This is a genomic window from Mesorhizobium sp. M0408 (genome assembly GCF_040321495.1).
In the GTDB taxonomy this organism is placed as follows: domain Bacteria; phylum Pseudomonadota; class Alphaproteobacteria; order Rhizobiales; family Rhizobiaceae; genus Mesorhizobium.
Genome location: NZ_JAMYRO010000012.1, coordinates 1 through 26,045, shown reverse-complemented (window position 1 = coordinate 26,045; position 26,045 = coordinate 1). Strand labels below are relative to the sequence as shown.

Genomic DNA, 26,045 nt, shown 5'->3' with positions numbered 1-26,045 from the left:
CTTGCTGCATGTCGCCCAAAACTGTGCAGCGGATTTGGGACGGCGACATGCGTAAAAACAAAATTTGCCGCTCATTAGCACAATTTGAAACAGCAGGAAGACGATGACCAGCAACGATCCGCTTCTCCAGCCCTATCAGCTCAAGCATCTGACGCTGAAGAACCGGGTGATGTCGACCAGCCATGAGCCGGCCTATTCCGAGGACGGCATGCCGAAAGAGCGCTACCGGCTCTATCATGCCGAAAAGGCCAAGGGCGGCATGGCGCTGACCATGACCGCCGGTTCGGCGATCGTCTCGCGCGACAGCCCGGCCGCTTTTGGCAATCTGCATGTCTATGACGACCGCATCGTGCCATGGCTCGCCGAGCTTACCGATGCCTGCCACGAGCACGATTGCAAGGTGATGATACAGATCACCCATCTCGGCCGCCGCACCGGTTGGAACAAGGCCGACTGGCTGCCCGTCCTGTCGGCTTCGCCGGTGCGCGAACCGGCCCATCGTGCCTTTCCCAAGACTATCGAGGACTGGGATATCGAGCGCATCGTCGCCGACTATGCGGCGGCGGCGCAGCGCTGCCAGGCTGCCGGCCTCGACGGCATCGAGTTCGAAGCCTACGGCCATCTTATGGACGGTTTCTGGTCGCCGGCCACCAACCAGCGCGACGACGATTTCGGCGGCTCGCTCGACAACCGGCTGCGCTTCACCGGAATGGTGCTCGACGCAGTGCGTGCCGCGGTCGGCGAAAAGTTCGTCGTCGGCATCCGCATGGTCGCCGACGAGGATTTCGAGAAAGGTCTGTCGAAACAGGAGGGCGTCGAAATCGCCAGGCGGCTGGCCGGCTCCGGCAAGGTCGATTTCCTGAACATCATCCGTGGCTCGATCGAGACCGATGCGGCGCTGACAAAAGTCATCCCGGTGACCGGCATGCGCTCGTCGCCGCATCTCGACTTTGCCGGCGAGATCAGGGCGGCGACGAAATTCCCGACCTTCCATGCGGCGCGGATTTCCGACGTCGCCACCGCGCGTCACGCCATCGCCACCGGCAAGCTCGACATGGTCGGCATGACGCGCGCCCACATCGCCGACCCACACATCGTCAGGAAGGTCATGGAAGGCCGCGAGCACGAGATCCGGCCTTGCGTCGGCGCCACCTATTGCCTCGACCGCATCTATGAGGGCGGCGAGGCGCTGTGCATCCACAATGCGGCGACGGGCCGCGAGGCTGATATCCCGCATATTATTCCGAAAACCGAGGGACCGAAGCGGAAGGTGGTCGTCGTGGGCGCCGGCGCCGGCGGGCTGGAGGCGGCGCGCGTCGCCGCCGAGCGCGGGCACCAGGTGACGGTGCTGGAAGCATCGAGCCAGGCCGGCGGCCAGGTGCGGCTGGCAACGCAGAACCCGCGCCGCAAGGAATTGATCGGCATCATCGATTGGCGTCTGGCCGAGCTCGACCGGCTCGGCGTCGAGATCCGTTACGACAAATGGGCGGAAAAGGACGATGTGCTGGCGCTGTCGCCCGACGTGGTGGTGATCGCCACCGGCGGGCTGCCGCAGAACCCGCCTCTGACGGCGGGCGACGATCTCGTCACCTCGAGCTGGGATATCATGGCCGGCAGCATCAAGCCGGCCGAGAATGTACTGCTCTATGACGACAATGGCGGCCATCAGGGCATGGGGGCCGCCGAACTGATCGCCAATAGCGGCGCCAGGCTGGAGCTGGTCTCACCAGAGCGCTTCTTCGCCCCGGAAATGGGCGGCATGAACCATGTGCCCTACATGCGCGCCTTCCAGGAAAAGGGGGTCACGGTGACCATCAACACACGGCTGCGCTCGGTGCGGCGCGAAGGCAACCAGCTGATCGCCGAGCTCGCCTCCGACTTCGCCGATGGCTGGCGCGGCGAGCGGCGGGTCGACCAGGTGGTGGTCGAGCACGGCACGCTGCCGCTCGACGATCTCTACCTGGCGCTGAAGCCGCTGTCGAAGAACGCCGGCGCGATCGATTACGAAAAACTGGTCAATGGCGGCGACATCTTTCCGGTGCGCAATCCGCAGAGTGGTTTCGTGCTCTTCCGCATCGGCGATGCAGTAGCCTCGCGCAACATCCACGCCGCCATCTATGACGGCATCAGGTTCGGCTTGCGGATCTGAGGAATATTGATTGGTGGCGCGCAGCCGAACCTCCGTACGGAGAGCCACCAGGCACGTCGGTCCGATCTGCGCGCCGCGCACGCCGCCGGCTATCGCCGGGCACCGTACGATCTTGCGATTGCGGCAGGACGCTCAAAACATCCTGGCGGTGGCCATGCAGAACACGGTGATGACCAGCAGGCCGCCAGCGATGCGTTCGCCTTTTGTCATCTTGGCGCGCAATTGGGTTTGCTTCGCCGCATCAGCGCCGGCCAACTGCCTGCTGGCGGAACCCACCAGCGCGCCCTGAACCCCGGCGGCGATTAACGCCGTCAAGATGCCCAGCGCCAAGACCTTCTCCATCGAGCCGAAAGAGCCGTTGTGGAAGAAATACCACAGCAGCAAGCCCGTGAGGAAAACCACGCCGGCTGCGCCCATTTGCGGCCGGAAGAAACGTTCCGCTCTGATCTCCGGTTCGCGGGCGACCGCGATGGTGGTGCCGGCCCAGAACACGCCCGCCATGACGTGAAGGCCGAGGACGATGATGTAGACATATTGCATGACCGCATTTCCTCTCTTGCCCACCGCTAGTCATATTGATAGATATCAAATGATTAGATGTCAACGCATAAGCTCGAGCCGGTTCCATAGGCTTTGCCCTTGTTCTAGTGTCGGATCATGACGCCCTTTGACCGCCCGCCGATCGGGATGAATCTCGCGCGCACCGCCAAGCTGGTTGCGCAGGCTTTCGACGCTGCCTTGGTCGAGGCAGGCGGCACGCTGCCGGTCTGGGTCACGTTGCTGTCGGTCAAGTCGCGGGAGCTGGCCAACCAACGCGAGCTCGCCGGCATGATCGGCATCCGGGGCGCAACGCTGACCCACCACCTCAACGCCATGGAGACGCAAGGCCTGCTGATGCGCCGCCGCGATCCCGAGAACCGCCGGGTTCACCAGGTGGAGCTGACCCAAGCCGGAGAAGCGCTGTTCCTGAAATTGCGCACCGCCGCGTTAGCCTTCGACAAGCGGCTGCGGAAAGGACTGTCCGACGACAGGCTGGCAGAGTTTGCACAGGTGCTGGCCGCGCTACGGGCCAATGTCGAGGGTTAGAAATTAGGATAGGAAACGCCATGCGCGAAATTTCGCTGAAGGATGCCGGGGCTACACTCTCGGCGCTGCTCGATCCGGTCGTCGCGGGAGAACCGGCCATCATCACCCGGCACGGCCGCAAGCAGGCGGTCATTTTGTCGTTTCAGGACTACGAAAGACTGGCGCGTGTGCCCAGCTTTGGACAATTGCTGGCAGGATTTCCCGGTGATGAGGATGACCTTCCGCCTCGGCAGATCAGGTCGGTTCGCAAGGCCGAACCATGACGGATCTACGCCCGGCAGCCCTGCAGCACCGTCAGCCTGGCCTTCTTGGGCGTTCGCGCCACCAGCCATTCGCGCACGCTGTCCGGCGGCATCGGGAAAGCGATGGAATAGCCCTGCACCTGGTCGCAGCCGATCGCCATCAGCGAGTCGAGCTCGGCTTCGGTTTCAGCGCCCTCGGCAACGATCGAGATGCCGAGACCGCGGGCGAGTTCTGTGAGGGCACGCACGATCTTGGTGTTGCCGCTGTTCTCGTTGATGTTCTGGACGAAACGGCGGTCGATCTTCAGCCGATCGATCTCGTTTGGATTGACATGGCTGAGCGATGCGTAGCCGGTGCCGAAATCATCGAGCTCAAGATGGATGCCGGCGGCGCGAATGTGCCGCAGCTTTGCCGCGATACCGGTCTTCTCGTCGTCGAGGATGACGGATTCGACGATCTCCAGCGATAGTTTGTGCGCTGGCAGGCCAGCCCTCTCCAGCATGTCGAACAGGAAGACTTCGAAATCTGTCTCGCGCAGCTCCGAACCCGACACGTTGACCGCGATCCGGCCGAAGGCGATGCCTGCGCGGTTCCATTCGGCTGCTTCGTCGATCGCCGTGGCAATGACGATGCGGCCGATCTCGGGCATGAGACCGCATTTTTCCGCGATCGGAATGAACTCGCCCGGCGCGATCATGCCGCGCTCGGCATGTCTCCAGCGAACCAGAGCCTCGATGCCGCTGATGCCGCCGTCCGACAGCGAGACTTGCGGCTGGAAATAGACTTCGAACGCCTTCTCCGAGATGGCGGTCCTGATGTCGAGCTCGAGCTGCTTGCGATAATCGAGTTCGTGCCTCAGCTCCTCGGAGAAGAACGACAAGCTGCCGCCGCCCTGCTTCTTGGCGGAATACAGCGCCAGATCGGCATGGACGAGCAGATCCTGCGCATTGTCGGCGTCGACAGGGTAGACCGCAATCCCGGCACTTACGCCCGGATGAATTGTCGTGCCTCGAAAGACGATCGGCTTGTTGAGCTTGGTCAGGATGCGCCGGGCGACGGTATCGATGTTCTCGGTGCTGCCGGCGCCGTTGAGAATCATGACGAATTCATCGCCGCCGAGCCGCACGTTGAGATCCGACGTACGGCACGAATCACGCATGCGCTGCGCAGCCGCCACCAGCACATAATCGCCGGCGGCGTGGCCGAACGTGTCGTTGATCTGCTTGAACCGGTCGAGATCGAACTGCACCACGGCAACCCGTTCACGCCGTCGCTGCGCGGCATTGATCAGCGTATCGAAATGCTCGGTCAGGAAGGTGCGGTTGTGCAGGCCGGTCAGCCCGTCATGCACGGCGATAAAGGCCATGGAATTGCGCGCATCGACCAGCTCGCGCGTCCGGCGCAGGATGGCATTCGACATTGGCCTGAAAATGAAAAGCGCCACCAGCACGATGACGCCGATGGTCGAGTAGAACAATGTGCGGTTAAGATCGAGAAGTGTTTCGGATCGCTGGTCTGCAAAGGCGCTGATGCGCTGGCCAAGTGCGGCATAGCCCGACAAAGTTGCGTTGGCAACGGAAGCGTTCAGGTTGACGCGCTCCTCTCCGCCTTTGTAGCCACCATTGCCGGCCATGTTGAGCCGCGATTCGAATGACGAGATCAGGCGTTCGCCGTTGGCGATAAGCCCGACCGAGAAATAGTCGAGATGGTACGGCTTGGCGAAAAGCACGCTCTCGATCGATTTCGGATCGAACCTTGCCGGCGACGCCGGATCGGCGGCGGTCCGTTCGAGCAGCAGATCGTAGTTCTTCTCGAACTCCACCGTCGCTTGCTTGAGCGCGCTAACCAGGGCCGGCTGCTGGTCGCGTGAGGCGCTGCCTGTCGCGCCGGCGAGGAAGACGATGCGCTGCGACAGGGCTTTCTGTGTGCTGACGATATCGAGCAGCGCCTGATTGTGCCGTTGGGTAGACATCACCTGTTGCAGCAGGATGAAGGAGGCCACGACCATGGCGGCGATGATCAGCAGAGCCAGCCAGTAGCCGGATTTGATCAGGAGTATGAGCCTGCCCGAAACGGCGTGCACCGGCTGCTGTGACATTTTCTGAGGCGGCCCTCTCGCCAACGAATTCTTGTGCGATAACCTTTGGCTCCAAAGTGTTAACAGGTTTGGGACGGCAACAGGCCGGCGGCGGCGGCCGCGGCGGGAAACCCGCAAAGTGGTTATTGCAATCTTTCGCGGCGCCTCCGCATTTGAACATCGTGGCCTCTGCCGTGCCATTGCCGCCACCGAAGCGGTCGCTTTTGCGATGGATTTTTCGTCCGCGCGGCGCGACAGTCCTCGTCGATCTCAACAGGGCCTGATCATGACCGAAGCATTCCTTTCCCACATCGACAGCGAGCTTGAAGGACTGAAATCGGCCGGCCTTTACAAATCCGAACGGGTGATAACCTCGACCCAATCGGCCGAGATCGAGGTCGGCGGCGAGAAGGTGCTGAATTTCTGCGCCAATAATTATCTCGGCCTCGCCGACAGCGCCGAACTGCGCGAGGCGGCCAAGCAGGCGCTCGACCGTTACGGCTACGGCATGGCGTCGGTGCGCTTTATCTGCGGCACGCAGGAAGAACACAAGCAGCTCGAGGCGACGATTTCTGGCTTCCTCGGCATGGAGGATACGATCCTCTACGGCTCCTGCTTCGACGCCAATGGCGGCCTGTTCGAGACGCTGCTCGGCGAGGAGGATGCGGTCATCTCCGATGCGCTGAACCACGCCTCGATCATCGACGGCGTGCGGCTGTCGAAGGCAAAGCGCTTCCGCTACGCCAACAACGACATGGCCGATCTGGAGGCGCGGTTGAAAGAGGCGAGCGACTGCCGGTTCCGGCTGATCGCCACCGACGGCGTGTTCTCGATGGATGGCATCATCGCCAATCTGAAGGGCGTCTGCGACCTCGCCGACAAATATGATGCAATGGTGATGGTCGACGACAGCCATGCAGTTGGTTTCGTCGGCAGGAATGGCCGTGGCTCGGCCGAACATTGCGGCGTCGAGGGCAGGGTGGACATCATCACCGGCACGCTTGGCAAGGCGTTGGGCGGCGCGTCGGGCGGCTACACTTCGGGCAGGAAGCAGGTGGTCGACTGGCTGCGCCAGCGCTCGCGGCCCTATCTGTTTTCCAACACGCTGATGCCGGCGATCGCCGGCGCCTCGATCCGGGTTTTCGAGCTGATCGGCAATGGCGATGCGTTGCGTCAGCGCCTATATGCCAACGCAGCGCGGTTTCGCTCCGAGATGGGCAGGCTCGGCTTTACACTGGCCGGCGCCGACCATCCTATCGTCCCGGTGATGCTGGGCGACGCGACGCTGGCGCAGGAGATGGCGGCGCGGATGCTGAAGCGCGGCATCTACGTCATCGGCTTCTCCTTCCCGGTGGTGCCGAAGGGCCAGGCGCGCATCCGCACGCAGATGTCAGCCGCCCATTCCAGGGCAGACATCGATCGCGCGGTTGAGGCGTTCGCGGCAGTCGGTCGCGAACTCGGCGTAATTTCCTGAACGGCCGGAACCGAAAAGCGATTCCGGATCAAGAGATTCAAGCGACTGAGGTTCAGGCGACTAAGGTTCAGGCGACTAAGGTTCAGGGGACAAGAGAATGTCGAACATGATGAAGGCGCTGGTCAAGGCCAAGGCCGAGCCGGGCATCTGGATGGAAGAAGTGCCGGTGCCGGAAATCGGTCCGAACGACGTGCTGATCAAGATCAGGAAGACGGCAATCTGCGGCACCGACGTGCACATCTACAATTGGGACCAGTGGGCGCAAAAGACCGTGCCGGTGCCGATGGTGACCGGCCACGAATTCGTCGGAACCGTCGCCGATTTCGGCACGGCGGTGACCGAGTACAAACTCGGCCAGCGCGTTTCCGGAGAAGGCCATATCGTCTGCGGCCATTGCCGCAACTGCCGGGCGGGCAGGGGGCATCTGTGCCGCAACACGCTTGGTGTCGGCGTCAACCGGCCGGGCGCCTTCGGCGAATACCTTGCGATCCCGCAGCACAATGTCGTGCCCATCCCCGACGATGTGCCGGACGAGATCGCCGCCATCTTCGATCCCCTGGGCAATGCCGTCCACACGGCCTTGTCTTTCGATCTGGTCGGCGAGGACGTGCTGGTCACCGGCGCCGGGCCGATCGGCATCATGGGCGCACTCGTTGCCCAATGTGTGGGTGCGCGAAAGGTCGTCATCACCGACATCAATCCGGTGCGGCTGGCTCTGGCAAAAAAGCTCGGCGTCCAGCATGTCGTCGATGCGTCGAAGGAAAAGCTGCGCGACGTGATGCCGGCGCTCGGCATGACCGAGGGTTTTGACGTCGGCCTCGAAATGTCGGGTGCCGCGCCTGCCTTCCGCGACATGATCGACACTATGAACAATGGCGGCAAGATCGCCATTCTCGGCATTGCGCCGACCGGCTTCGAGATCGACTGGAACAAGGTCATCTTCAAGATGCTGCACCTGAAGGGCATCTACGGCCGCGAAATGTTCGAGACCTGGTACAAGATGATCGCGCTGGTGCAGGGTCCTCTCGATGTCAGTGGCCTGATCACCCACCGCATCGGTATCGACGACTACATCTCCGGCTTCGAAGCGATGAAGAGCGGCAATTCCGGCAAGGTGGTGATGGATTGGTGACACCACTGTCTTTCCGACACCTGAACCTGGATTGGAACGCTGAGCCCAACGCTCCGAATGTAGAACTAACCGTTGAGGATAAAACGGTTCAGCTTACCTTTCTGTTGAACTCATGGGACTGTGAGGCCAGCAAGGGAGAGACAGGAACCCTTCGTTTCATCGGTTGCAGTCGTTGGCGATGGGACTCCACAAATGATCACGCCTGGTTCTCAGGTAAAGGCCTTTACAGCAAGCAGGCTCCCAAATGGGGCGAGTTCTACGAGGTGATCGGCGATAGCCGGTCAATCAGCGAAAACGATTGGGAAATTCTGGCGCAAGATGGACCTAACTCGCGGCGTTTCCTGTTTTATTTTCGCGACGACACGATCGAAGTTGTTGCTGAAGATTGGTTGCTTACTCGACAAATGCCAAGCACTGGCTAGCCCCTTCGTTCAAGACGATTGGCTTCGACCCCAACCTCGGCTCGTCCCAAACGACTCTCCAGAGCGGCTAATGCTGCCTCAATTGCCGCGCGGTCGCTATTCCTCAGTTTCTCCAATAGCTCCCGTTCGAACGCTTTCGCCAGCGGCACCATCTCTTGATAGGCGGTCAGCCCGGCCTTGGTCAGCGTCAAGTGCTCAACACGGCGATCGTTCTCATTAGGCGTTCTGGTCAGCCAGCGCCGGCGTTCGAGTTCGGCGACGGCGCGCGAAACCTTGGTCTTGTGCATGGCCGATTGCTCGCCGAGCGCCGTCGCCGTCATCGTGCCGTGCTGTCCAAGTCCCGCAAGCGTGCGCCATTCGGGCCGTGTCAGGCCGTGGCGGTCCTTGTATATCCTTGAGAATTCGCGGCTGACGGCATCGGCGAGCCGATAGAGCCGGTAAGGCAGGAAGGATTCCAGCTCGAGGATTTCCATGGTTGGCCCTGACTGGGCATGCTGCCGGCTCATGCCGAAATCACCGTTGATGGTTACATTTTCAATGGTTACAAATGAAACCGGTATGGTCAACTCGGAGCATCTTTGCGGATGCGCAAACGATGCTCCGAGACCATGAATTCGGGAGGATTCCATGGCCTATTCCTACATGCCGGGTTTCGGCAACGACTTCGAGACCGAGACTCTGCCGGGCTCGCTGCCGCAAGGGCGAAACTCGCCGCAGCGGCCGGCTTACGGCCTCTATGCCGAGCAGCTTTCGGGCTCTCCATTCACCGCGCCGCGCGGCACCAATGAGCGCTCCTGGCTTTATCGGATAAGGCCGAGCGTCAGGCACACCGGCCGCTTCAAAGCGGCGAATTATCCGCTTTGGAAAAGCGCGCCGAACGTCGGCGACCATCAGCTCGCACTCGGCCAGTATCGGTGGAGCCCCGTGCCGATGCCGAAGGAGCCGACCGACTTCATTGCCGGCATGCGCTCGATCACCACCGCCGGCGACGTGCTCGGCCAGACCGGCATGGCGGCACACGTCTATGTCGCCAACCATTCGATGGTCGACGATCATTTCTTCAACGCCGACGGCGAGTTGCTGGTCGTGCCCCAGGTTGGAGCCTTGCGTTTCGTCACCGAGATGGGTGTTATCGAACTCAGGCCGGGCGAGATCGCCGTGCTGCCGCGCGGTCTGGTGTTCAAGGTCGAACTGGTCGATCCGCAAGTGCGCGGCTATGTCTGCGAGAATTACGGCGCCAAGCTGACGCTGCCGGATCGCGGCCCGATCGGCGCCAACTGCCTGGCCAATCCGCGCGATTTCAAGACGCCCTGCGCCTGGTTCGAGGATAAGGACACGCCGTGTCGGCTGATCGCGAAATGGTGTGGCCAGTTCCATGTCACCGAGATTGATCATTCGCCGCTGGATGTGGTGGCGTGGCACGGCAATTATTCGCCCTACAAATATGATCTTGCGACCTTTTCGCCGGTCGGTGCGATCCTGTTCGATCATCCCGATCCATCGATCTTCACCGTCCTGACCGCGCCGAGCGGCGAGGAAGGCACCGCCAATATCGATTTCGTCATCTTCCCGCCGCGCTGGCTGGTCGCCGAAGATACGTTCCGCCCTCCCTGGTATCACCGCAACATCATGAGCGAGTTCATGGGCCTGATTCATGGTCAGTACGATGCCAAGGAAGAGGGCTTCGTGCCCGGCGGCATCAGCCTGCACAACATGATGCTGGCTCACGGACCCGATGCGTCTGGCTTCGAAAAAGCCTCGCGAGCGGAGCTGAAACCGGTCAAGCTCGACCACACCATGGCCTTCATGTTCGAGACACGCTTTCCGCAGATGGTGACCCGCTATGGCGCCGAGCTCGAAACCCGGCAGGACAATTACATCGACTGCTGGGCCGACCTGAAGAAACGCTTCAACGGCACGCCAGAGGGCGACTGGTCTTGAGCGCCGTCGCATGACGGATCGTCTGGTGCTTCTCGGTTCGAAGGGCGGGCCGGCGCTCCGGCCGGGCGGGCCGTGGCCGAGTTCGTCGCTGCTGGAGATTGGCGGCCGCACCATCGTCGTCGATTGCGGGCTGGGCGTAACGCGCGGGCTGACCGATGCCCGTGTCAGCCTGAAGGCGCTCGACCTGATCTTCATCACGCATTTGCATTCCGACCATGTGCTGGAACTCGGACCGTTGATACACACCGCATGGACGGCCGGCCTGGCAACAAAGGTCGCCGTGTTCGGCCCGCCCGGCACCGGCTACTATTGGCAGCGCTTTTGCCAGGCGATGGAGTTCGACATCGAGATCCGCATCGCCGATGAAGGGCGGCCGGATCTCCGCGACCTGGTTTCGATCGTCGAGTTTGGTGAAGGCCAGGTGGCGGAAGAGCGCGGTCTCAAAATATCGGCCTTGCGTGTCGACCACCCGCCGGTGACGGATTGCTTTGCGCTGCGCTTCGATCATGCGGGGCAAGGCGTCGTCTTTTCGTCGGATACGGCCTTCTTTCCGCCATTGGCGGATTTCGCCCAAGGCGCCGACATACTGGTCCACGAGGCCATGCTGGAACTGGGTATCGAGCGGCTGGTCGCGAAGACCGGCAACGGCGCAAGGCTGAGGGAACACCTGCTTGCCAGCCATAGCTTTGCCGAGGAGGCGGGCCGCATCGCCAGCGACGCAGGCGTCAAAAGGCTAGTCGTCAACCACCTCATTCCGGCCGACGATCCGGAGATCGGCGAGGGCGATTGGATTGCCGCCGTCAGGAAAACATGGGCCGGCGACTTGACGATCGCCCGCGACGGCCTTGTTGTGGGGCTTGGGAGTGAGACGTGACCAACGACAAGCTTTGGGAAGAGGTGGACAAATCCGAGGAGACATCCTCGGCGCAGCTCTCCTTGTTTCTCGACAGAGTGGAAGACTTGCCGTCTTTTGTCCGGTTCCTCGATGCGTTGAGGAGGGATCGGGAAGACGCCGACCGCAAGGAGACTGCGATGCCGGGACCATCCGATCCCGGCTGGAACGGTTGGTACAACGGCTCGATCAGCACCTTTCTCGAATCGGCAGTCGCCTGGGCCGTCACCTGGACCGAAGACAGTCGGCGCGGCGACCCGGCGTTGCTGGCAAATGACAATCCCTGGAGAGCCGCGGCCAGAATTATCTATGCCGGCAAATACTACGAATAAACGCATAGGGAGGACGCATGAAGCTTGCCACATTGAAGGACGGGACGCGCGACGGAAAGCTCGTCGTCGTCTCGCGCGACCTGACGCGGTTTACCGATGCTTCGTTCCTGGTGCCGACCCTGCAGGCCGCGCTCGACGACTGGCATCGGATCGCGCCGCATCTCGCTGCGATGGCCGAATCGCTTGAGAATAATGCGGTGCCGTCTGCCCGCTTTCACGAGCATGACGCCCATTCGCCGCTGCCGCGCGCCTATCAATGGGCCGACGGCTCGGCCTATGTGAACCACGTCGAGCTGGTGCGGAAGGCGCGCGGCGCCGAGATGCCGGCAAGCTTCTGGACCGATCCGCTGATCTACCAGGGCGGCTCGGACGCTTTCCTCGCACCGCGCGACCCAATCCGCATGACCGACGAGACCCTTGGCATCGACATGGAAGGAGAGGTCGCCGTCATCGTCGACGACGTGCCGATGGGTGCAGGCCTCGACCGGGCGCGGGCGGCGATCCGGCTAGTCATGCTGGTCAACGATGTAACGCTGCGCGGCCTGACCGGACCCGAGCTCGCCAAGGGGTTCGGCTTCTACCAGTCGAAACCGTCATCGGCCTTTTCGCCGGTTGCGGTGACGCCGGACGAGCTGGGCGATGCCTGGGACGGCGGCAAGGTCAGCCTGCCGCTGCTGGTCGATCTCAACGGCAAACCGTTCGGCCGGGCGAACGCCGGCATCGACATGACCTTCGATTTTCCGGCGCTGATTGTCCATGCCGCAAAAACGCGGCCGCTGGCCGCCGGCACCATTATCGGTTCGGGCACCGTCTCCAACAAGCTCGACGGCGGGCCGGGCAAGCCTGTCTCGGCGGGCGGCGCCGGCTATTCCTGCATCGCCGAGCTGCGTATGATCGAGACCATCGAAACCGGCGAACCGAAAACGCCGTTCCTGCGCTTTGGCGATAGCGTGCGTATCGAGATGAAGGACCGGGGTGGGCATTCGATCTTCGGCGCCATCGAGCAGAAGGTCGAGAAATACGAGGGGGCAAGAGAATGACGGGCGAGACATTCTACCTGCTGTGCGGTGTCTGGGCCGTTGTCTTGCTGGCGATCTTCATCCTGGCGATCCGCCTGAGCTATCGCATCGAGGCGCGCTCGCCCGGCCTGACCAACCGCAGCGGCTTTCCGCGCAAGGCGATGATGTTTCACACCGTCACCAACACGAATGTCGCGCTGGACCAGGAAACGCAAGGCATGCGGCGGCGCATGATCGGGCTGCTGCTGATTGTTCTCGCTGGATTCCTGCTAATGTGGGCAGGCTTGTCTTTGGTCCGGTCACCGGCGTGATCTAGCTCAATCGTTCCTAACGCTGGTGGACCCAAGATGCCTTACACCGCTACTTACCTTTGGTTTGTGGGAATTTCTGGCATCGCTGCTGCCTGGCTTTTGATTTCGGCCATCCGGCTCTGCCGTCAGGTCGAGGATCGATCTGAAGGACTTCGTAACTTCAGTAGCGTGGCGCATCGGCCGAAGTTTGCTAACGTCGTTATGAATCGGGATGTTGCGAGCGATGTTGAAACGCAAGCGCTGCGCCGCGTTATGATCGCTCCTCTGCTAGCCATAGGTGCTATCGGTATCGCTGTGAATTTGATTGCCTGGGCTGGTGTGTAACATGGACCTGCTGAACCATTTCCGCCGCATGGCAGCCAACAATCTCTGGTCGAACGACCGGCTCTACCGCGCCGTGCTGCAGCTTGAGCCCGGCGAATTCGAAGCCGAACGGACGAGCTTCTTTCCGTCGATCAAGGCAACGCTCAATCACATCCTGGCGGTCGATCACCTCTATCTCGATTTTCTCGAAGAGGGCGGCGTCGGGGCCGCGGTCTACGATGAGTTTTTGCTCTTCGACGAAGCGGACGCGCTCTTTGGCAAGCGGACGGAGGCCGACCGGCGGCTGATCGCCTTTTGCGACCGCCTGTCGGCGGACGATCTCGAGCGCCGCGTTCTCACCGACCGGCGCGAGGACGGCATGATACCGGAACGGATCGGCGACCTGCTCGCCCATCTCTTCATCCACGACATCCATCATCGCGGCCAGGTGCACGCGATGCTGTCCGGCACCTCGGTGAAACCGCCGCAACTCGACGAGTTTTTCCTCGGCTATGATCTGAAACTCAGGAAAGCCGAGGTCGAGAGGTTGGTGCTCGAAGGTCGCAATTACTTGTAGTTACGAAAATTATTGACTTAATTATTGTAGGTACATAAATTCTGATGAAGATCGTTTGGGACGAACCAAAACGGTTGGCCAACATTGACAAGCACGGCTTGGATTTTGCGGCGCTTGATGGCGAGTTTTTCTTGCCTCGACAATCCGCACTGCCAAGGCCGGTCGTCTCATGGCAATTGGCCGGATCATCGATGGCATCGTTGCGGTCGTGTTTGCCCGGCTCGGTTCCGAGGGCATCTCGAAAATTTCGATGCGCCCGGCAAGTCCCGCGGAAAGGAGATTGTTCAATGGCAAAGCGTAAGGTGCGCACCGAGTTCGAAGCTGGTCGCGGCTACAACAAAGAAGACTGGGAAGCCGTTTCGGAGAATCCGGAATGGACAGAGGAGGATTTTCGAAACGCTCGTCCTTTCGCCGAAGCGTTCCCTGAGCTTGCCGAAAGCATTCGCCGTTCGCGCGGCCGGCCGGCTCTGGATAATCCGAAGAAGCAGGTAACACTCCGTCTCGACAGTGACGTAGTCGCCCGCTTTCGTGCCGGCGGCCCCGGCTGGCAGAGCCGCATCAACGAGATTCTGCGCAAAGCCGCCGGCCTCGCCAAATAGACGTTTGCCTGTGACAGCGTCATTTGGCATACCCGTCCCATTCGGGACCGAGTTCGTCAAAATCGTCGGCAATCCTGATTTTGCCCTTCATGGCGCCGACACGAGGCAGGACTCGGGCACGGCTAGCGGCACGAGGCGCGCCGCAACCTTGCCGCGACGGGTAATCACAATCTCTTCGCCCGCTTCCGCGCGGCTGACGAGTTCCGACAGTCTTGCCTTGGCCTCTTCGATAGCAATGTTCATGGCCAAAGTCTGAGCTACTACTGACCGAATCGCAAGAAGTCCGGTTAGCCTACTCCGCCGCCTGCACCTTCAGCACGCCGCGCTTGATCTGGTCCTGCTCGATCGACTCGAACAAAGCGCGGAAATTGCCCTCGCCAAAACCTTCGTCGCCCTTCCTCTGGATGAACTCGAAAAAGATCGGCCCGATCACGGTTTTCGAGAAGATCTGCAGCAGGATCTTGGTCGTGCCGCCATCGACGACGCCTTCGCCGTCGATCAGGATGCCGTGCTTCTTCATGCGCTCGATCGGCTCTTCGTGCCCATTCACGCGGGCAGAGGACATGTCGTAATAGGTCTCGGGCGGGCCCGGCATGAACTTCAGGCCGTTGGCGGCCAGCCTGTCGGTGGCACCGTAGATGTCGTCGGTGCCGACGGCGATGTGCTGGATGCCCTCGCCATTATACTTCTTCAGATATTCGGCGATCTGGCTGGTCTCGTCCTTGGACTCGTTCAGCGGAATGCGGATCTTGCCGCAGGGCGAGGTGATGGCGCGGCTGACCAGGCCGGTGATCTTGCCGTCGATGTCGAAGAAGTGGATCTGCTTGAAGCCGAACAGGTCTCGGTAGAAATCCCACCATTTGTCCATCTGGCCGCGATAGACATTGTGGGTCAGGTGGTCGAGATAATAGAAGCCGACGCCTTCCGGCCTGGGGTCGCGCTCGCCCAGCCAGTCGAACTCGGCGTCGTAAGCCGAGCCCTTCTCGCCGTAAGTTTCGATGAAATAGAGCAGCGATCCGCCGATACCGACGATCGCCGGCACATCGAGCGTCTTGTCGTTGCCTTCATAGGGCGTCGCGCCCTTGGCCACCGCGTGATCGAAGGCATGCCTTGCATCGACCACCCGCCACGCCATCGAGGCGGCGCAAGGGCCGTGCTTGTCGACGAATTTCATGGCATGCGAGCCGGGTTCGGCATTGACGACATAGTTGATGTCGCCCTGCCGCCAGACGGTGATGTCCTTGCTGCGGTGCTTGGCCACCGGCACATAGCCCATGCGGGTGAACAGTTCGGCGAGCTTTTCCGGCTCGGCATGCGCGAATTCGACGAACTCGAAGCCGTCGGTGCCGGCGGGATTGGTTTTGCTGATCTTGGCGGGCGGTGCGTCGTGCGGGAAGGGACCCATGGCATTGCTCCGAAATCTGGAACTGGCCGCGTCGGCCATCTAAACCCAATTATAGCGCGGAGCGAGTGCAAATTGCTTGCATTCAAACGCTTGAAATGGTCTGATCATGCGCGAGTTGTGCACTGCGGACCCGAAATTCATGGATGAGGCGCGCATCGACCAGTTTGACCGCAAGATAATGGCTCTTTTGCAGGGCGATGCACGGCTGACCAACAACGATCTGTCGGAACGGGTGAACCTGTCCGCGTCGCAGTGCTCGCGCCGTCGCCAGCGGCTGGAGGAGGACGGCTATATCAAGGGTTACCGGGCGGTGCTCGACCGCGACAAGCTCGGTTTTTCCCTGGTCAACGTCATCTCGGTGACGCTCGCCACCCACAACCGCGACAATGCGCGGCGTTTCGGCGAATTGGTGGCGCGGCTACCGCAAGTGCAGGAAGCGCACGCGCTGACCGGCGAGATGGACTATATATTGAAAGTGGTGACGCCCGACCTGAAGTCGCTGTCGGAATTCGTCAACGGCGTGTTGCTGCCGCACGAATCGGTGCAGCATGTGAAGACGGCGATCGTGCTGGAGACGCTAAAGGAAACCGGCGCGCTGCCGATTTAGCCCAGACGGCTTTTCGTTAGATATGGCGGAGGGACAGCACCCTGGACAGCACCCCCCTCTGGCCTGCCGGCCATCTCCCCCTCAAGTGGGGAGATTGGCAGCTCTGACCTCGCTGCCCACTCCGCAACGCTGAAAATTGGCGAAAGCCAACGCGACATCCAATCTCCCCACTTGAGGGGGAGATGTCCGGCAGGACAGAGGGGGGTGTGAAGGATCGCCACAGTGCGGAACTTGACTTCCTCCGCTCGGAATGTGAGGCCTCTCACCCCTTCGACTGCTGGATCAGCCCATAAAGATTAGTGCAGCGCGCGCCGGAACGGCAATAGGCGAAGACCGGGCCATCAAGCTCATCCAGTGCCTCGGCCTGGTCCTCGACATTCTCGGCCGTGATCTGGCCGCTGATGACCGGGATGTAGCGAAAGGCGAGCCCGGCGCCCTCGACCGCCGCTTTGACGGTGTCGGCCGATGGCTGGCCGGGCTGCTCGTCGTCCGGCCGGTTGCAGATCACGCTTTTGAAGCCGGCGGCCTTGATGGTGGCGACATCCTCGGGCTGGATCTGGCCGGAGACCGAATAGTCCTCGCTGATCTGACGGTATTCCATGGCGGTGTCCTCGCAATCTGGTTAGCGGCAGTCTTGCCACTCCCTGACCCGGTCGGCAATCCGCGCGAAAAGAAATCCATCGCGCAGATAGAGATTTCGATGCCGGAAATCCAGCCGGGCTAACGCGGTACGTCGCCAGGACGCATCATGCGCCAGCCCGGCTGGATGAACCGGATCGGTCGGCTCAGCTGCCGAGGATCGCGCCTTTGATCTGGGCGATGTTGTTGTGCATCAGGTCGATATAGGTCGCGGCCGGGCCGTCGGGCTGCGACAGCGCATCGGAATAGAGTGTGCCGCCCACCTTGATGCCGGTCTCGCTGGCGATCTGCTCGATCAGCCGCGGGTTGGTGATGTTCTCGACGAAGATCGCCGCCGCCTTGTCCTGTTTCACCTGGCTGACCAGCTTGGCGACGTCGGCAGCGGAGGGCTCCGACTCGGTCGACACGCCTTCCGGGGCCAGGAACGTCAAGCCGTAGGCCTGCTCGAAATAGCCGAAGGCGTCATGCGAGGTGATGACGACGCGCTTCTCCTGCGGGATCGACTGGATCGCCGCCTGCACTTCGCCCTCAAGCGCCTCGAGCTTTTGCGTATAGGCGGCTGCATTGGCCTTGTAGCTGTCGCAACCCGCAGCGTCGGCCGTGCAAAAGGCGTCGGCGATGTTCTTCACATAGATCTTGGCATTGGCGATCGACTGGAAGGCATGCGGATCGGTGACCGTCTTGCCGCCATCGGTTTCCGCGCCCTCGGCGACATCGGCCTCGGCGAATTCGGGTTTGAAATTGATCGGCGTGACCCCCTTGGTCAGCACGGCAATCGAGGCCTTGGTGGCGCTGGCGTCGACCAGGCGCTGCAGAAAACCTTCGAAATGCAGGCCGTTGACCAGCACGATGTCGGCCTTGGCCATCGCCACAGCATCGGCGGGGCTCGGCTCGTAGACGTGGGCGTCGCCGTCCGGCCCGACGATGGTGGTCAGATCGATCCGGTCGCCGCCGACATTCTTGGCGAAATCGGCGATGATCGTGAAGCTGGCGACCACTTTCAACGGCTCTGCGAAGGCCGAAGATGCGCCAAAGGCGGTTAATGTTATAACGCTCACGGCCAAGGCGGCGCGGATCGATTTCAGCATGGACAGGTTCTCCTTGTTGGGATCAGGCAGTTCTGTGGCGGTGATGAACGATGCGGGCACGCAGGATGCCGCGCGTGCCGAACAGGATCGAGGCGAAATAGACGACGCCGGCGGACAGGATGATGGCCGGGCCGGAGGGCAATGACGCATGGTAGGACAACAGCAGCCCGGCAATGCAGGAGGCAAAGCCGATTACTGTGGCCAGCACGCACATCGGCTCGACGCGCGACGTCCAGAAGCGGGCCGCCGCCGCCGGCAGCATCATCAGCCCGACCGACAGCAAGGTGCCGAGCGCCTGGAAGCCGCCGACGAGGTTGAGCACGACGAGGCCGAGAAAGATGAAATGCACCGGGCTGCCCATCCGGCTGACCGAGCGCAGGAACAAAGGGTCGAGGCATTCGGCGACGAGCGCCCGCCAGAAGATGGCGAGGCTGACCAGCGTCACCACGACGATGCCGCCGATCAGCGTCAGCGCCTCGTTGTTGAGCGCCAGCACGGTGCCGAAGAGCACATGCATGAGATCGACGCTGGAGCCGCGGATCGACACCATGAGCACGCCGATGGCCAGCGAAATCAGATAGAAGGCCGCCATAGAGGCGTCCTCGCGCTGAATGGTGAAGCGCGAGACGGCGCCGGCGCCGAGCGCCACGATGATGCCGGCGATCAGTCCGCCGATAGTCATCGGCAGAATCTCCAGGCCATAGAACAGGAAACCGGCGGCAGCACCGGGCAGGATGGCATGCGCCATGGCGTCGCCGGACAGGCTCATGCGCCGCAGCATCAGGAACACGCCGACCGGGCAGGCGCCGAGCGACAGCATCATCGAACCGGCGAGCGCCCGCTGCATGAAGGCGTAGTCGGCGAAAGGAGCGACGAAAAGACCGTAAAGCACCTCCATCATGCCGCCCTCGGCCCGGAGCCGTGATGATGGTCGTGGTCATGGCTGTGCTCGTGGCCACCGTGCTCGTGATCATGCTCGCCGGGCTCACACCATGGCGCGTTGTCCTCCCAGGCCTCGTGGAAGCGGCGCGCGCGCAACAGATTCTCCGGCCGTAGCGTCTCTTTGGTCTCGCCCCAGGCGATCGGCTGGCGCGCCAGGAGCAGTGTTTCGGGGAAATTCTGCCGCACCAGATCGAGATCGTGGACGACCACCATGATGGTGCGCTCCTCGCCATGCCAGCGCTTGATCAGCGCGATCAGGTCGCCGACCGTCTTGGCATCGACGGCGTTGAACGGCTCGTCGAGCAGGATGAGCTCGGCATCCTGCAACAGCACGCGGGCAAACAGCGTGCGCTGCAGCTGGCCGCCCGACAGTGTGTCGATCGGCCGCTTCTCGAAGCCGCCGAGGCCGACGGCCATCAGCGCCTTGCTGACAGAGTCGCGATCTTCCCTCGTATAACGGCCGAGCATGCCGCGCCGCGGCCACAGACCAAGCGAAACCAGGTCGACGACCCGGGCCGGAAAGGAGCGGTCGAGTTCCGATTGCTGCGGCAGATAGGCGGCGCGTACGCCGGGCGCCCGGATCACCGCGCCGGCCATCGGCTTCAGGACGCCGACAATGCCCTTCATCAGCGTTGATTTGCCGGAGCCGTTGGCGCCGACGACCGCCGTCAGCGATCCCTTGCGGATCGTACCATTGAGGTGGTGGACCGCAGGATGGCTATTGTAGCCCAGCGTCAGGTCGCGGAAGGTCAGGCAGGTTTGGCTCATGTGACGATCCATGGGGGCGATGATCGGCGCTGCAGGGGCGGATTCGATATGTGATGTTATTACATTAGTCAACAAGCCAATCGGGCGGAATTGCGGCCGGGCCGTCTTGTTGTGTGCTTTGGCTTGGCTCAAGAAGTTCCGCTCGAGCGGCCTTGCCCCCGGCGAACCCGGCCCCTAAACAGGCGCAGCGACAAGAGGAGAAGGAATATCCAATGAGCATTCGTCGTATCGATGTAGGCCCGCGCATGAGCCAGATCGTCATCCACGGCAACACCGTCTATCTGGCCGGTCAGGTCGGCAAGCCGGGCGGAAACGTCGGTGCCCAGACCAGGGACATTCTGGCGGCGATCGACGAATTGCTGGCCAAGGCCGGCACCGACAAAACCAAGATCCTGCAGGCGATCATCTGGCTGGCCGACATGAGCACCTTTGCCGAGATGAACGCGGAGTGGGACAAATGGGTACCGCAAGGCAACACGCCGGCCCGCGCCACCGGCGAAGCCAAGCTTGCCGGACCAGAATATCTGGTCGAGATTATTGTTACCGCGGCGATTTGAGGCGTAGCGCTTTCCCTTCTCCCCTTGTGGGAGAAGGTGGCCGAGCGAAGCTCGGTCGGATGAGGGGTGTTGGACGGATCGCTACGCCGATATTTTAAACACCAAAAATCATTCGATATTTTTAACGTCTCATTCCTTCCAGCACCCCTCATCCGTCTCGGCGCTGCGCGCCGATCCACCTTCTCCCACAAGGGGAGAAGGGGGCGTGTCACTACCCCCTTGACGGTGCAAACCGCGCCACCAGCGTGTGGCTCTCGGCCGCATAGGTGAAGCGGACATGGGTGACAGGGTGCTCGGCGCTCCATGTCCGCCGCTCGATCACCAGGCACGGCGCACCGGTCTCGATGTCGAGCGCCGCCGCGATGTGCTTTTCGGCGGCAACGGCGCGAATGCGATGCTCGGCAGCACTCCAAGGCACGCGCCCGATCAGCCACGGACCGGGCGCCGTGTCGAAAAACGCCTCTTCGGCGGCGTCCGGCACGGCGGCCAGGTTGATCAGCCGCTGCTCGTGGGCGAACGGCCGCTTGCCGGCGAAATGCCGGCATTCCAGCACCAGCACCGGCCCGGCGACGTCGAGTTCCAGCAGCGCGCGGTCGTCGGCGCTGCTGCGCCTTCTGTTTCGCGCCATGCGCTCATAGCGGTAAGGCAGGCCAAGTGCCTCGACCTCGATCCGGATGTCGTGGATTTCGAGAACGGCTGCCTGCGACTGCGGCTGGCGGACAAAACTGCCCGAACGACGCCGGCGCTCGATCAGCCCGGCCTTGGCCAGTTGCGACAGGGCCTTGTTCACTGTCATGCGCGAACAATTGTATTCGGCCGTCAGTTCATGCTCGAACGGAATGCGGTGGCCGGGCGCCCAGGCACCCGACAGGATCCGGTCGCTAATGTCCGACAGGATGCGCTGGTGCAGCGAAAGAACCTCGCCGCCGTCCGCGCTTCCAGAATCCGCGCTTATTGTCCCGATCATGCTCATGCCGAAAGCGCTGTCATCACCTTGCGGAACCGCTCGGCGATGGCATCGCGCCTGGCATGCATGCCGCCGCTGACCAGTTTCCTGCCATGCACCCAGACGCAATCGACCTTGGTGCCGTTGGCAAAAATCCAGGCATCAAGGATTGCATCGCCCGTCTTGCCGGCCAGCGATGGATGCTTGCCGTCGAGCGAGACGAAATCGGCCGAGGCACCTGCTGCGATCTGCGAGAGGCCGGCGCCCAACGCGGCACTGCCACCATCGAGCGCTGCATCGAACAAAGCACGGCCGGTCGAGCCACCGGCCACCGCCAGCACGTTGCGGGCGCGGTGGGCGAGGCGCTGCGAATATTCGAGCTGCCGCAACTCGTCCGGCAGGCCGATCAGTACGTTTGAATCCGAGCCGATGCCGAAGCGGCCGCCATGCTGCATGAACAAGGACGCGGCAAAGGTGCCGTCGCCGAGATTGGCCTCGGTGATCGGGCAGAGACCGGCAACGGCGCCGCTTTTCGTCATTTGCACCGTCTCGGTCTCGGTCATGTGGGTGGCGTGGATGAGACACCAGCGCCGGTCGACCTTGGCGTTGGCAAGCAGCCATTCGACCGGCCGCGCCTCGGACCAGGCAAGACAATCCTCGACCTCCTTCATCTGCTCGGCGATGTGGATGTGGATAGGCCCCTCCGGCGCCATCACCGTGATGTTTTCCAGTTCCTCGGGTGTCACGGCACGCAGGCTGTGCGGGGCGACGCCCACGACGCCTTGATTCAGCGCGCGAATGGATTCGCGGCATTTCTCAACAAGCCGCGAGAACTGGTTCACATCGTTGATGAACCGGCGCTGGCCTTCATTTGGCGCAGCGCCGCCGAAAGAGGAATGCGCGTAGAAGACGGGCAGCAAAGTCAGCCCGATGCCTGTCTCGGACGCTGCGGCAACAATGCGCTCCGCCATCTCGGCGATGTCAGTATAGGGCCGGCCGTCGCGGTCGTGGTGGAGATAATGAAACTCGCCGACGCGCGAGAACCCGGCCTCCAGCATCTCGACATAGAGCTGGGCCGCGACCGCCTCGACTTGGTCCGGCGTCATCGACAGCGCGAAACGGTACATCACCTCGCGCCAGCTCCAGAAACTGTCGGCGGAAGGGCCGCGCAATTCGGCAAGGCCGGCCATGCCGCGCTGGAAGGCATGGCTATGCAGGTTCGGCATGCCGGACAAAAGGATGGCACGGCGCTCGTCGCCAGGCAGGAGCGAGGTATTCGCCTTGACCGTGGCGATCCTGCCGTCGGAGATGACGATCCGCACATTGCTTTGCCAGCCGTCGGGCAGAAGCGCCTGTTCCGCAAAGATTGCCGTCACGTTTTTCTCCAAATCCCGGTCTGCCGTGCGATGATAGCGCTTGCAGTGCCTTTTCATATGTATATACATAATCGTCACCTATTGAAACGGAAAAGATGATGGCTGCAGAGAGCAAAAGCCGGGCAGGAGAGCTTCGCCTCTGGCGCAATGCGCGCCTCGCGACCATGGCCGAAAGCAGCCCCGGGTCAGGCGTCGTCGAGCACGGTGCAATCGCCGTGCGCAACGGCCGGATCGTCTATGCCGGGCCGGAAGTCGACATGCCGGCGGCTCTCCGCAAGAGCGCCGAGGTGACCGACTGCGAAGGCCGCTGGGTCACGCCCGGCCTGATCGACTGCCACACCCATCTGGTTCACGCCGGCAACCGTGCCAATGAATTCGAGATGCGGCTGGCCGGCGCCAGCTATGAGGAGGTTGCCAAGGCCGGCGGCGGCATCGTTTCCTCGGTCAAGGCACTGCGCGCGGCGACCGAGGACGAGCTGGTCGCCCAGTCGCTGCCGCGCCTCGATGCGCTGATCGCCGAAGGCGTCACCACCGTCGAGATCAAATCCGGCTACGGTCTCGACCTCGAAAACGAGAAGAAGTCGCTGCGCGCCGCACGACGGCTGGGCGATGAGCGGTCGGTGACGGTCAGGACCACTTTCCTCGGCGCTCATGCGCTGCCGCCCGAAGCAAAAGGTGACAAGGACGCCTTTATCGATCTTGTTGCAAAGCAGATTTTGCCGGCCGTCGCTGCCGAGGGCCTGGCCGATGCCGTCGACGGTTTTTGCGAAGGCATTGCCTTTTGGCCGGAGCAGATCGCCCGCGTGTTCGATGCCGCGAAGGCGGCGGGCCTGCCGGTCAAGCTCCATGCGGACCAGCTGTCCAATCTGCACGGCGCCGAACTTGCGGCGCGCTATGGTGCGCTATCGGCCGACCACCTCGAATACACCGACGAGGCCGGTGCGGCGGCGATGGCGAAGGCCGGAACCTTGGCGACCATCCTGCCCGGCGCCTACTACTTCATTCGCGAGACCAAGAAGCCGCCGATCGCCTTGTTTCGCCAACATGGCGTCAGGATGGCCGTTGCCACCGATAACAATCCCGGCACGTCGCCGCTGACCTCGCTGCTGCTGACCATGAACATGGCCGCGACATTGTTCGGCCTGACCGTCGATGAATGCCTTGCCGGCGTTACCCGCGAGGCTGCCCGCGCGCTCGGGCTGCTTGGACAGACCGGCACGCTGGAGGCCGGAAAATCCGCCGATCTGGCGATCTGGAGCGTCGAGCGCCCGGCCGAACTCGTCTACCGCATGGGCTTCAACCCGCTGCATGCCCGCATCTGGAGGGGACAATGACCGAACTCAAGCTAAGGCCGGGCAATGCCACGCTGGCCGATTGGCGCGCCATCTATCGCGGCGCCGCACTGAGGCTCGACGATGCCTGCCGGCCGAAGATCAAGGCCAGCGCCGAGGCCGTCGCCAGGATCGTTGCCAAGGGCGAGCCGGTCTATGGCATCAATACCGGCTTCGGCAAGCTGGCCAGCGTCCGCATCCCCGCCGCCGATCTGGAAACGTTGCAGCGAAACATCGTGCTGTCTCATGCCGCCGGCGTCGGCGAGCCGATGCCCGTCGCAATCTGCCGGCTGATGATGGCGCTGAAGCTGGCCAGCCTGGCGCAGGGGGCCTCCGGCGTGCGGCCGCGGACGATCGAACTGCTCGAGGCGATGCTGGCCAACGACGTCACTCCCGTGGTGCCGGCGCAAGGCTCGGTCGGCGCTTCCGGCGACCTTGCGCCGCTGTCGCACATGACCGCCGTGATGATCGGCGTCGGCGAGTGCTTTACCCCGCATGGCCGCTTTCCCGCCAAGGTCGCCTTCGTTTCGCATGGGTTGGAGCCGGTGACACTTGGCGCCAAGGAAGGCCTGGCGCTGCTCAACGGTACCCAGTTTTCGACCGCCTATGCGCTTGCCGCTTTGTTCGAGGCGGAAGTGCTCTACCAGTCGGCACTGGTCGCCGGCGCGCTGTCGACCGATGCCGCCAAGGGCTCCGACGCTCCGTTCGATCCACGCATCCATCTGCTCAGGAAACATCGCGGCCAGATCGAGACGGCCGAGGCGTTGCGCAATTTGATGGCCGGCAGCGCCATCCGTGAATCGCACCGCGTCGGCGACGAGCGCGTGCAGGATCCGTATTGCCTGCGCTGCCAGCCGCAGGTGATGGGCGCAGCACTCGACGTGCTCCGCAAGGCCGCCGAGACGCTCGGCACCGAGGCCAACGGCGTCACCGACAATCCGCTGATCTTTGCCGAGGACGACTCCGCACTTTCGGGCGGCAATTTCCATGCCGAGCCGGTCGCCTTCGCCGCCGACATGATCGCACTCGCCGTCTGCGAGATCGGCTCGCTGTCGGAGCGGCGCATCGCCATGCTGGTCGATCCGGCGCTGTCGGGCATGCCGGCCTTTCTCACGCCCAAGCCGGGTCTGAATTCCGGTTTCATGATCCCTCAGGTCACGGCGGCAGCACTGGTTTCTGAAAACAAGCAAAAGGCCTATCCGGCCAGCGTCGATTCGATCCCGACCTCGGCCAACCAGGAAGACCACGTCTCGATGGCGGCGCATGGCGCGCGCCGCCTCATCGGCATGGTCGAGAATGCGACGGCCGTCATCGGCATCGAATTGCTGGCCGCCGCGCAAGGCTGCGATTTCCACGCACCGCTGGCCTCGAGCGCGGCACTGGAGGCGGTGCGCCTGCTGGTCAGGGCAGAGGTGCCGCATCTCGACAACGACCGGCACTTCCACCCCGACATGGAGAAGGCCATCGCCATGATACGCAGCGGCGCGGCGGTGAAGGCCGCGGGTGCGGTGAAACTGCCGGGGGTGACGTCGTGAGGCCGTCGTCGCTGCGTTACGCCGGCATGGGTCGTGTTCCGTCGCGCCCCCCTCTGTCCTGCCGGACATCTCCCCCACGAGGGGGGAGATTGGCAGTTCGGGCGCTCCGCCCAGTTCTGCATTGTTGGAGATTGGCGAAGGCCGAGATGACATCCAATCTCCCCCCTCGTGGGGGAGATGTCCGGCAGGACAGAGGGGGGCGCTGTCCCGCCGACGTCCAGCCAGAAACAAAAAACCCGCCTCAAAGGCGGGTCGTCGGGCCGAATCAGCACCATACCGAACTTAGTAGCATAG

General features: G+C 62.5%; 29 protein-coding genes. 18 read left to right on the top strand and 11 right to left on the bottom strand.

Annotation, left to right across the window (positions count from 1 at the left end; translation table 11 throughout):
- The first annotated feature begins 103 nt into the window (after positions 1 to 103).
- Positions 104 to 2,149 carry an oxidoreductase gene (locus NKI67_RS15790; RefSeq protein ID WP_352645897.1) on the top strand — a complete coding sequence of 682 codons (2,046 nt, stop codon included), beginning with the start codon at positions 104 to 106 and terminating at the stop codon, positions 2,147 to 2,149.
- Positions 2,150 to 2,281: 132 nt separating this feature from the next.
- Here the strand turns inward: NKI67_RS15790 and NKI67_RS15785 are convergent, their stop codons facing one another.
- Positions 2,282 to 2,689, bottom strand: a complete 408-nt coding sequence (locus tag NKI67_RS15785; RefSeq protein ID WP_023674396.1) for a hypothetical protein — start codon at positions 2,687 to 2,689, stop codon at positions 2,282 to 2,284.
- Positions 2,690 to 2,806: 117 nt separating this feature from the next.
- On the opposite strand from NKI67_RS15785, the gene NKI67_RS15780 reads away from it, so the two are divergent.
- Positions 2,807 to 3,235, top strand: coding sequence for a MarR family winged helix-turn-helix transcriptional regulator (locus tag NKI67_RS15780; RefSeq protein ID WP_023674397.1), 429 nt, complete (start codon positions 2,807 to 2,809; stop codon positions 3,233 to 3,235).
- A 20-nt stretch (positions 3,236 to 3,255) separates the two neighbouring features.
- Positions 3,256 to 3,498, top strand: a complete 243-nt coding sequence (locus NKI67_RS15775) for a type II toxin-antitoxin system Phd/YefM family antitoxin (RefSeq protein ID WP_352593119.1) — start codon at positions 3,256 to 3,258, stop codon at positions 3,496 to 3,498.
- A 5-nt stretch (positions 3,499 to 3,503) separates the two neighbouring features.
- On the opposite strand, the gene NKI67_RS15770 is transcribed toward NKI67_RS15775, so the two are convergent.
- Positions 3,504 to 5,576 carry a putative bifunctional diguanylate cyclase/phosphodiesterase gene (locus tag NKI67_RS15770; RefSeq protein ID WP_352645895.1) on the bottom strand — a complete coding sequence of 691 codons (2,073 nt, stop codon included), beginning with the start codon at positions 5,574 to 5,576 and terminating at the stop codon, positions 3,504 to 3,506.
- A 265-nt stretch (positions 5,577 to 5,841) separates the two neighbouring features.
- On the opposite strand from NKI67_RS15770, the gene NKI67_RS15765 reads away from it, so the two are divergent.
- From NKI67_RS15765 to NKI67_RS15755, 3 genes are all read left to right on the top strand, one after another.
- Entirely contained in the window at positions 5,842 to 7,029 is a 1,188-nt protein-coding gene (locus tag NKI67_RS15765) for a glycine C-acetyltransferase (protein WP_352645893.1), read from the top strand.
- A gap of 97 nt (positions 7,030 to 7,126) precedes the next feature.
- Positions 7,127 to 8,161, top strand: a complete 1,035-nt coding sequence (gene tdh, locus NKI67_RS15760) for an L-threonine 3-dehydrogenase (protein ID WP_352452270.1) — start codon at positions 7,127 to 7,129, stop codon at positions 8,159 to 8,161.
- Positions 8,158 to 8,583, top strand: a complete 426-nt coding sequence (locus NKI67_RS15755) for a hypothetical protein (RefSeq protein ID WP_352646017.1) — start codon at positions 8,158 to 8,160, stop codon at positions 8,581 to 8,583. Before tdh ends, NKI67_RS15755 begins: the two co-directional genes overlap by 4 nt.
- Here NKI67_RS15755 and NKI67_RS15750 read toward each other — a convergent pair.
- Positions 8,580 to 9,056 (bottom strand): MarR family winged helix-turn-helix transcriptional regulator, encoded by a 477-nt coding sequence (locus NKI67_RS15750; protein WP_352646015.1) that lies wholly within the window; start codon positions 9,054 to 9,056, stop codon positions 8,580 to 8,582. The genes NKI67_RS15755 and NKI67_RS15750 overlap by 4 nt on opposite strands.
- Before the next feature lie 154 nt (positions 9,057 to 9,210).
- Here NKI67_RS15750 and hmgA point away from each other — a divergent pair, with 154 nt between their 5' ends.
- The 8 genes from hmgA to NKI67_RS15705 all read left to right on the top strand — a co-directional run bounded on the left by hmgA (position 9,211) and on the right by NKI67_RS15705 (position 14,557).
- A complete protein-coding gene (hmgA, locus tag NKI67_RS15745) occupies positions 9,211 to 10,524 on the top strand; it encodes a homogentisate 1,2-dioxygenase (protein ID WP_352645891.1) in 1,314 nt (437 codons plus the stop codon).
- A gap of 10 nt (positions 10,525 to 10,534) precedes the next feature.
- Complete coding sequence (locus tag NKI67_RS15740) at positions 10,535 to 11,398, top strand: MBL fold metallo-hydrolase (protein WP_352645889.1); 864 nt, start codon at positions 10,535 to 10,537, stop codon at positions 11,396 to 11,398.
- Positions 11,395 to 11,748 carry a hypothetical protein gene (locus NKI67_RS15735; RefSeq protein WP_352645887.1) on the top strand — a complete coding sequence of 118 codons (354 nt, stop codon included), beginning with the start codon at positions 11,395 to 11,397 and terminating at the stop codon, positions 11,746 to 11,748. Before NKI67_RS15740 ends, NKI67_RS15735 begins: the two co-directional genes overlap by 4 nt.
- Positions 11,749 to 11,765: 17 nt before the next feature.
- Positions 11,766 to 12,788, top strand: a complete 1,023-nt coding sequence (locus tag NKI67_RS15730) for a fumarylacetoacetate hydrolase family protein (RefSeq protein WP_352645885.1) — start codon at positions 11,766 to 11,768, stop codon at positions 12,786 to 12,788.
- Positions 12,785 to 13,078, top strand: coding sequence for a hypothetical protein (locus NKI67_RS15725; RefSeq protein ID WP_352645883.1), 294 nt, complete (start codon positions 12,785 to 12,787; stop codon positions 13,076 to 13,078). Before NKI67_RS15730 ends, NKI67_RS15725 begins: the two co-directional genes overlap by 4 nt.
- A 36-nt stretch (positions 13,079 to 13,114) precedes the next feature.
- Entirely contained in the window at positions 13,115 to 13,402 is a 288-nt protein-coding gene (locus NKI67_RS15720) for a hypothetical protein (protein ID WP_352645881.1), read from the top strand.
- 1 nt (position 13,403) lies between these two features.
- On the top strand, positions 13,404 to 13,958 hold the full coding sequence (locus NKI67_RS15715) for a DinB family protein (protein ID WP_352645879.1): 555 nt from the start codon (positions 13,404 to 13,406) through the stop codon (positions 13,956 to 13,958).
- Positions 13,959 to 14,245: 287 nt separating this feature from the next.
- Positions 14,246 to 14,557 carry a BrnA antitoxin family protein gene (locus NKI67_RS15705; protein WP_352645877.1) on the top strand — a complete coding sequence of 104 codons (312 nt, stop codon included), beginning with the start codon at positions 14,246 to 14,248 and terminating at the stop codon, positions 14,555 to 14,557.
- An 87-nt stretch (positions 14,558 to 14,644) separates the two neighbouring features.
- Here the strand turns inward: NKI67_RS15705 and NKI67_RS15700 are convergent, their stop codons facing one another.
- Together NKI67_RS15700 and hppD are read right to left on the bottom strand one after the other, a co-directional pair.
- Complete coding sequence (locus tag NKI67_RS15700) at positions 14,645 to 14,800, bottom strand: type II toxin-antitoxin system Phd/YefM family antitoxin (RefSeq protein WP_352645875.1); 156 nt, start codon at positions 14,798 to 14,800, stop codon at positions 14,645 to 14,647.
- Positions 14,801 to 14,849: 49 nt separating this feature from the next.
- Positions 14,850 to 15,962, bottom strand: coding sequence for a 4-hydroxyphenylpyruvate dioxygenase (gene hppD / locus NKI67_RS15695; protein WP_352645873.1), 1,113 nt, complete (start codon positions 15,960 to 15,962; stop codon positions 14,850 to 14,852).
- A gap of 139 nt (positions 15,963 to 16,101) precedes the next feature.
- On the opposite strand from hppD, the gene NKI67_RS15690 reads away from it, so the two are divergent.
- Positions 16,102 to 16,569, top strand: coding sequence for an Lrp/AsnC family transcriptional regulator (locus NKI67_RS15690; protein ID WP_023674409.1), 468 nt, complete (start codon positions 16,102 to 16,104; stop codon positions 16,567 to 16,569).
- 262 nt (positions 16,570 to 16,831) lie between these two features.
- Here NKI67_RS15690 and NKI67_RS15685 read toward each other — a convergent pair whose 3' ends face one another.
- The 4 genes from NKI67_RS15685 to aztA all read right to left on the bottom strand — a co-directional run bounded on the left by NKI67_RS15685 (position 16,832) and on the right by aztA (position 20,006).
- Positions 16,832 to 17,170, bottom strand: coding sequence for a protein tyrosine phosphatase family protein (locus NKI67_RS15685; protein ID WP_352457135.1), 339 nt, complete (start codon positions 17,168 to 17,170; stop codon positions 16,832 to 16,834).
- Positions 17,171 to 17,354: 184 nt separating this feature from the next.
- A complete protein-coding gene (gene aztC / locus NKI67_RS15680; protein ID WP_352645871.1) occupies positions 17,355 to 18,296 on the bottom strand; it encodes a zinc ABC transporter substrate-binding protein AztC in 942 nt (313 codons plus the stop codon).
- A gap of 22 nt (positions 18,297 to 18,318) precedes the next feature.
- Entirely contained in the window at positions 18,319 to 19,194 is an 876-nt protein-coding gene (gene aztB / locus NKI67_RS15675) for a zinc ABC transporter permease AztB (protein ID WP_352457155.1), read from the bottom strand.
- Complete coding sequence (gene aztA, locus NKI67_RS15670; protein ID WP_352645869.1) at positions 19,194 to 20,006, bottom strand: zinc ABC transporter ATP-binding protein AztA; 813 nt, start codon at positions 20,004 to 20,006, stop codon at positions 19,194 to 19,196. Before aztA ends, aztB begins: the two co-directional genes overlap by 1 nt.
- Before the next feature lie 212 nt (positions 20,007 to 20,218).
- Here aztA and NKI67_RS15665 point away from each other — a divergent pair, with 212 nt between their 5' ends.
- Positions 20,219 to 20,563, top strand: coding sequence for a RidA family protein (locus NKI67_RS15665; RefSeq protein ID WP_023674415.1), 345 nt, complete (start codon positions 20,219 to 20,221; stop codon positions 20,561 to 20,563).
- 211 nt (positions 20,564 to 20,774) lie between these two features.
- On the opposite strand, the gene hutC is transcribed toward NKI67_RS15665, so the two are convergent.
- Both hutC and NKI67_RS15655 read right to left on the bottom strand, forming a co-directional pair.
- Entirely contained in the window at positions 20,775 to 21,536 is a 762-nt protein-coding gene (gene hutC, locus NKI67_RS15660) for a histidine utilization transcriptional repressor HutC (protein ID WP_352645867.1), read from the bottom strand.
- Positions 21,533 to 22,885 (bottom strand): formimidoylglutamate deiminase, encoded by a 1,353-nt coding sequence (locus NKI67_RS15655; RefSeq protein WP_352645865.1) that lies wholly within the window; start codon positions 22,883 to 22,885, stop codon positions 21,533 to 21,535. Before NKI67_RS15655 ends, hutC begins: the two co-directional genes overlap by 4 nt.
- A 98-nt stretch (positions 22,886 to 22,983) precedes the next feature.
- Between NKI67_RS15655 and hutI the strand changes: the two genes are divergently transcribed.
- Together hutI and hutH are read left to right on the top strand one after the other, a co-directional pair.
- On the top strand, positions 22,984 to 24,219 hold the full coding sequence (gene hutI / locus NKI67_RS15650; protein WP_352645863.1) for an imidazolonepropionase: 1,236 nt from the start codon (positions 22,984 to 22,986) through the stop codon (positions 24,217 to 24,219).
- Positions 24,216 to 25,751, top strand: a complete 1,536-nt coding sequence (gene hutH, locus NKI67_RS15645) for a histidine ammonia-lyase (protein WP_352645861.1) — start codon at positions 24,216 to 24,218, stop codon at positions 25,749 to 25,751. The genes hutI and hutH overlap by 4 nt, the downstream gene beginning before the upstream one ends.
- Positions 25,752 to 26,045 lie beyond the last annotated feature (294 nt).

Coding starts and splice junctions, on each gene's coding strand:
- NKI67_RS15790 (WP_352645897.1), top strand. CDS start 104: ATGACCAGCAACGATCCGCTTCTCCAGCCCTATCAGCTCAAGCATCTG.
- NKI67_RS15785 (WP_023674396.1), bottom strand. CDS start 2,689: ATGCAATATGTCTACATCATCGTCCTCGGCCTTCACGTCATGGCGGGC.
- NKI67_RS15780 (WP_023674397.1), top strand. CDS start 2,807: ATGACGCCCTTTGACCGCCCGCCGATCGGGATGAATCTCGCGCGCACC.
- NKI67_RS15775 (WP_352593119.1), top strand. CDS start 3,256: ATGCGCGAAATTTCGCTGAAGGATGCCGGGGCTACACTCTCGGCGCTG.
- NKI67_RS15770 (WP_352645895.1), bottom strand. CDS start 5,576: ATGTCACAGCAGCCGGTGCACGCCGTTTCGGGCAGGCTCATACTCCTG.
- NKI67_RS15765 (WP_352645893.1), top strand. CDS start 5,842: ATGACCGAAGCATTCCTTTCCCACATCGACAGCGAGCTTGAAGGACTG.
- tdh (WP_352452270.1), top strand. CDS start 7,127: ATGTCGAACATGATGAAGGCGCTGGTCAAGGCCAAGGCCGAGCCGGGC.
- NKI67_RS15750 (WP_352646015.1), bottom strand. CDS start 9,056: ATGGAAATCCTCGAGCTGGAATCCTTCCTGCCTTACCGGCTCTATCGG.
- hmgA (WP_352645891.1), top strand. CDS start 9,211: ATGGCCTATTCCTACATGCCGGGTTTCGGCAACGACTTCGAGACCGAG.
- NKI67_RS15740 (WP_352645889.1), top strand. CDS start 10,535: ATGACGGATCGTCTGGTGCTTCTCGGTTCGAAGGGCGGGCCGGCGCTC.
- NKI67_RS15730 (WP_352645885.1), top strand. CDS start 11,766: ATGAAGCTTGCCACATTGAAGGACGGGACGCGCGACGGAAAGCTCGTC.
- NKI67_RS15725 (WP_352645883.1), top strand. CDS start 12,785: ATGACGGGCGAGACATTCTACCTGCTGTGCGGTGTCTGGGCCGTTGTC.
- NKI67_RS15720 (WP_352645881.1), top strand. CDS start 13,115: ATGCCTTACACCGCTACTTACCTTTGGTTTGTGGGAATTTCTGGCATC.
- NKI67_RS15715 (WP_352645879.1), top strand. CDS start 13,404: ATGGACCTGCTGAACCATTTCCGCCGCATGGCAGCCAACAATCTCTGG.
- NKI67_RS15705 (WP_352645877.1), top strand. CDS start 14,246: ATGGCAAAGCGTAAGGTGCGCACCGAGTTCGAAGCTGGTCGCGGCTAC.
- NKI67_RS15700 (WP_352645875.1), bottom strand. CDS start 14,800: ATGAACATTGCTATCGAAGAGGCCAAGGCAAGACTGTCGGAACTCGTC.
- hppD (WP_352645873.1), bottom strand. CDS start 15,962: ATGGGTCCCTTCCCGCACGACGCACCGCCCGCCAAGATCAGCAAAACC.
- NKI67_RS15690 (WP_023674409.1), top strand. CDS start 16,102: ATGGATGAGGCGCGCATCGACCAGTTTGACCGCAAGATAATGGCTCTT.
- NKI67_RS15685 (WP_352457135.1), bottom strand. CDS start 17,170: ATGGAATACCGTCAGATCAGCGAGGACTATTCGGTCTCCGGCCAGATC.
- aztC (WP_352645871.1), bottom strand. CDS start 18,296: ATGCTGAAATCGATCCGCGCCGCCTTGGCCGTGAGCGTTATAACATTA.
- aztB (WP_352457155.1), bottom strand. CDS start 19,194: ATGGAGGTGCTTTACGGTCTTTTCGTCGCTCCTTTCGCCGACTACGCC.
- aztA (WP_352645869.1), bottom strand. CDS start 20,006: ATGAGCCAAACCTGCCTGACCTTCCGCGACCTGACGCTGGGCTACAAT.
- NKI67_RS15665 (WP_023674415.1), top strand. CDS start 20,219: ATGAGCATTCGTCGTATCGATGTAGGCCCGCGCATGAGCCAGATCGTC.
- hutC (WP_352645867.1), bottom strand. CDS start 21,536: ATGAGCATGATCGGGACAATAAGCGCGGATTCTGGAAGCGCGGACGGC.
- hutI (WP_352645863.1), top strand. CDS start 22,984: ATGGCTGCAGAGAGCAAAAGCCGGGCAGGAGAGCTTCGCCTCTGGCGC.
- hutH (WP_352645861.1), top strand. CDS start 24,216: ATGACCGAACTCAAGCTAAGGCCGGGCAATGCCACGCTGGCCGATTGG.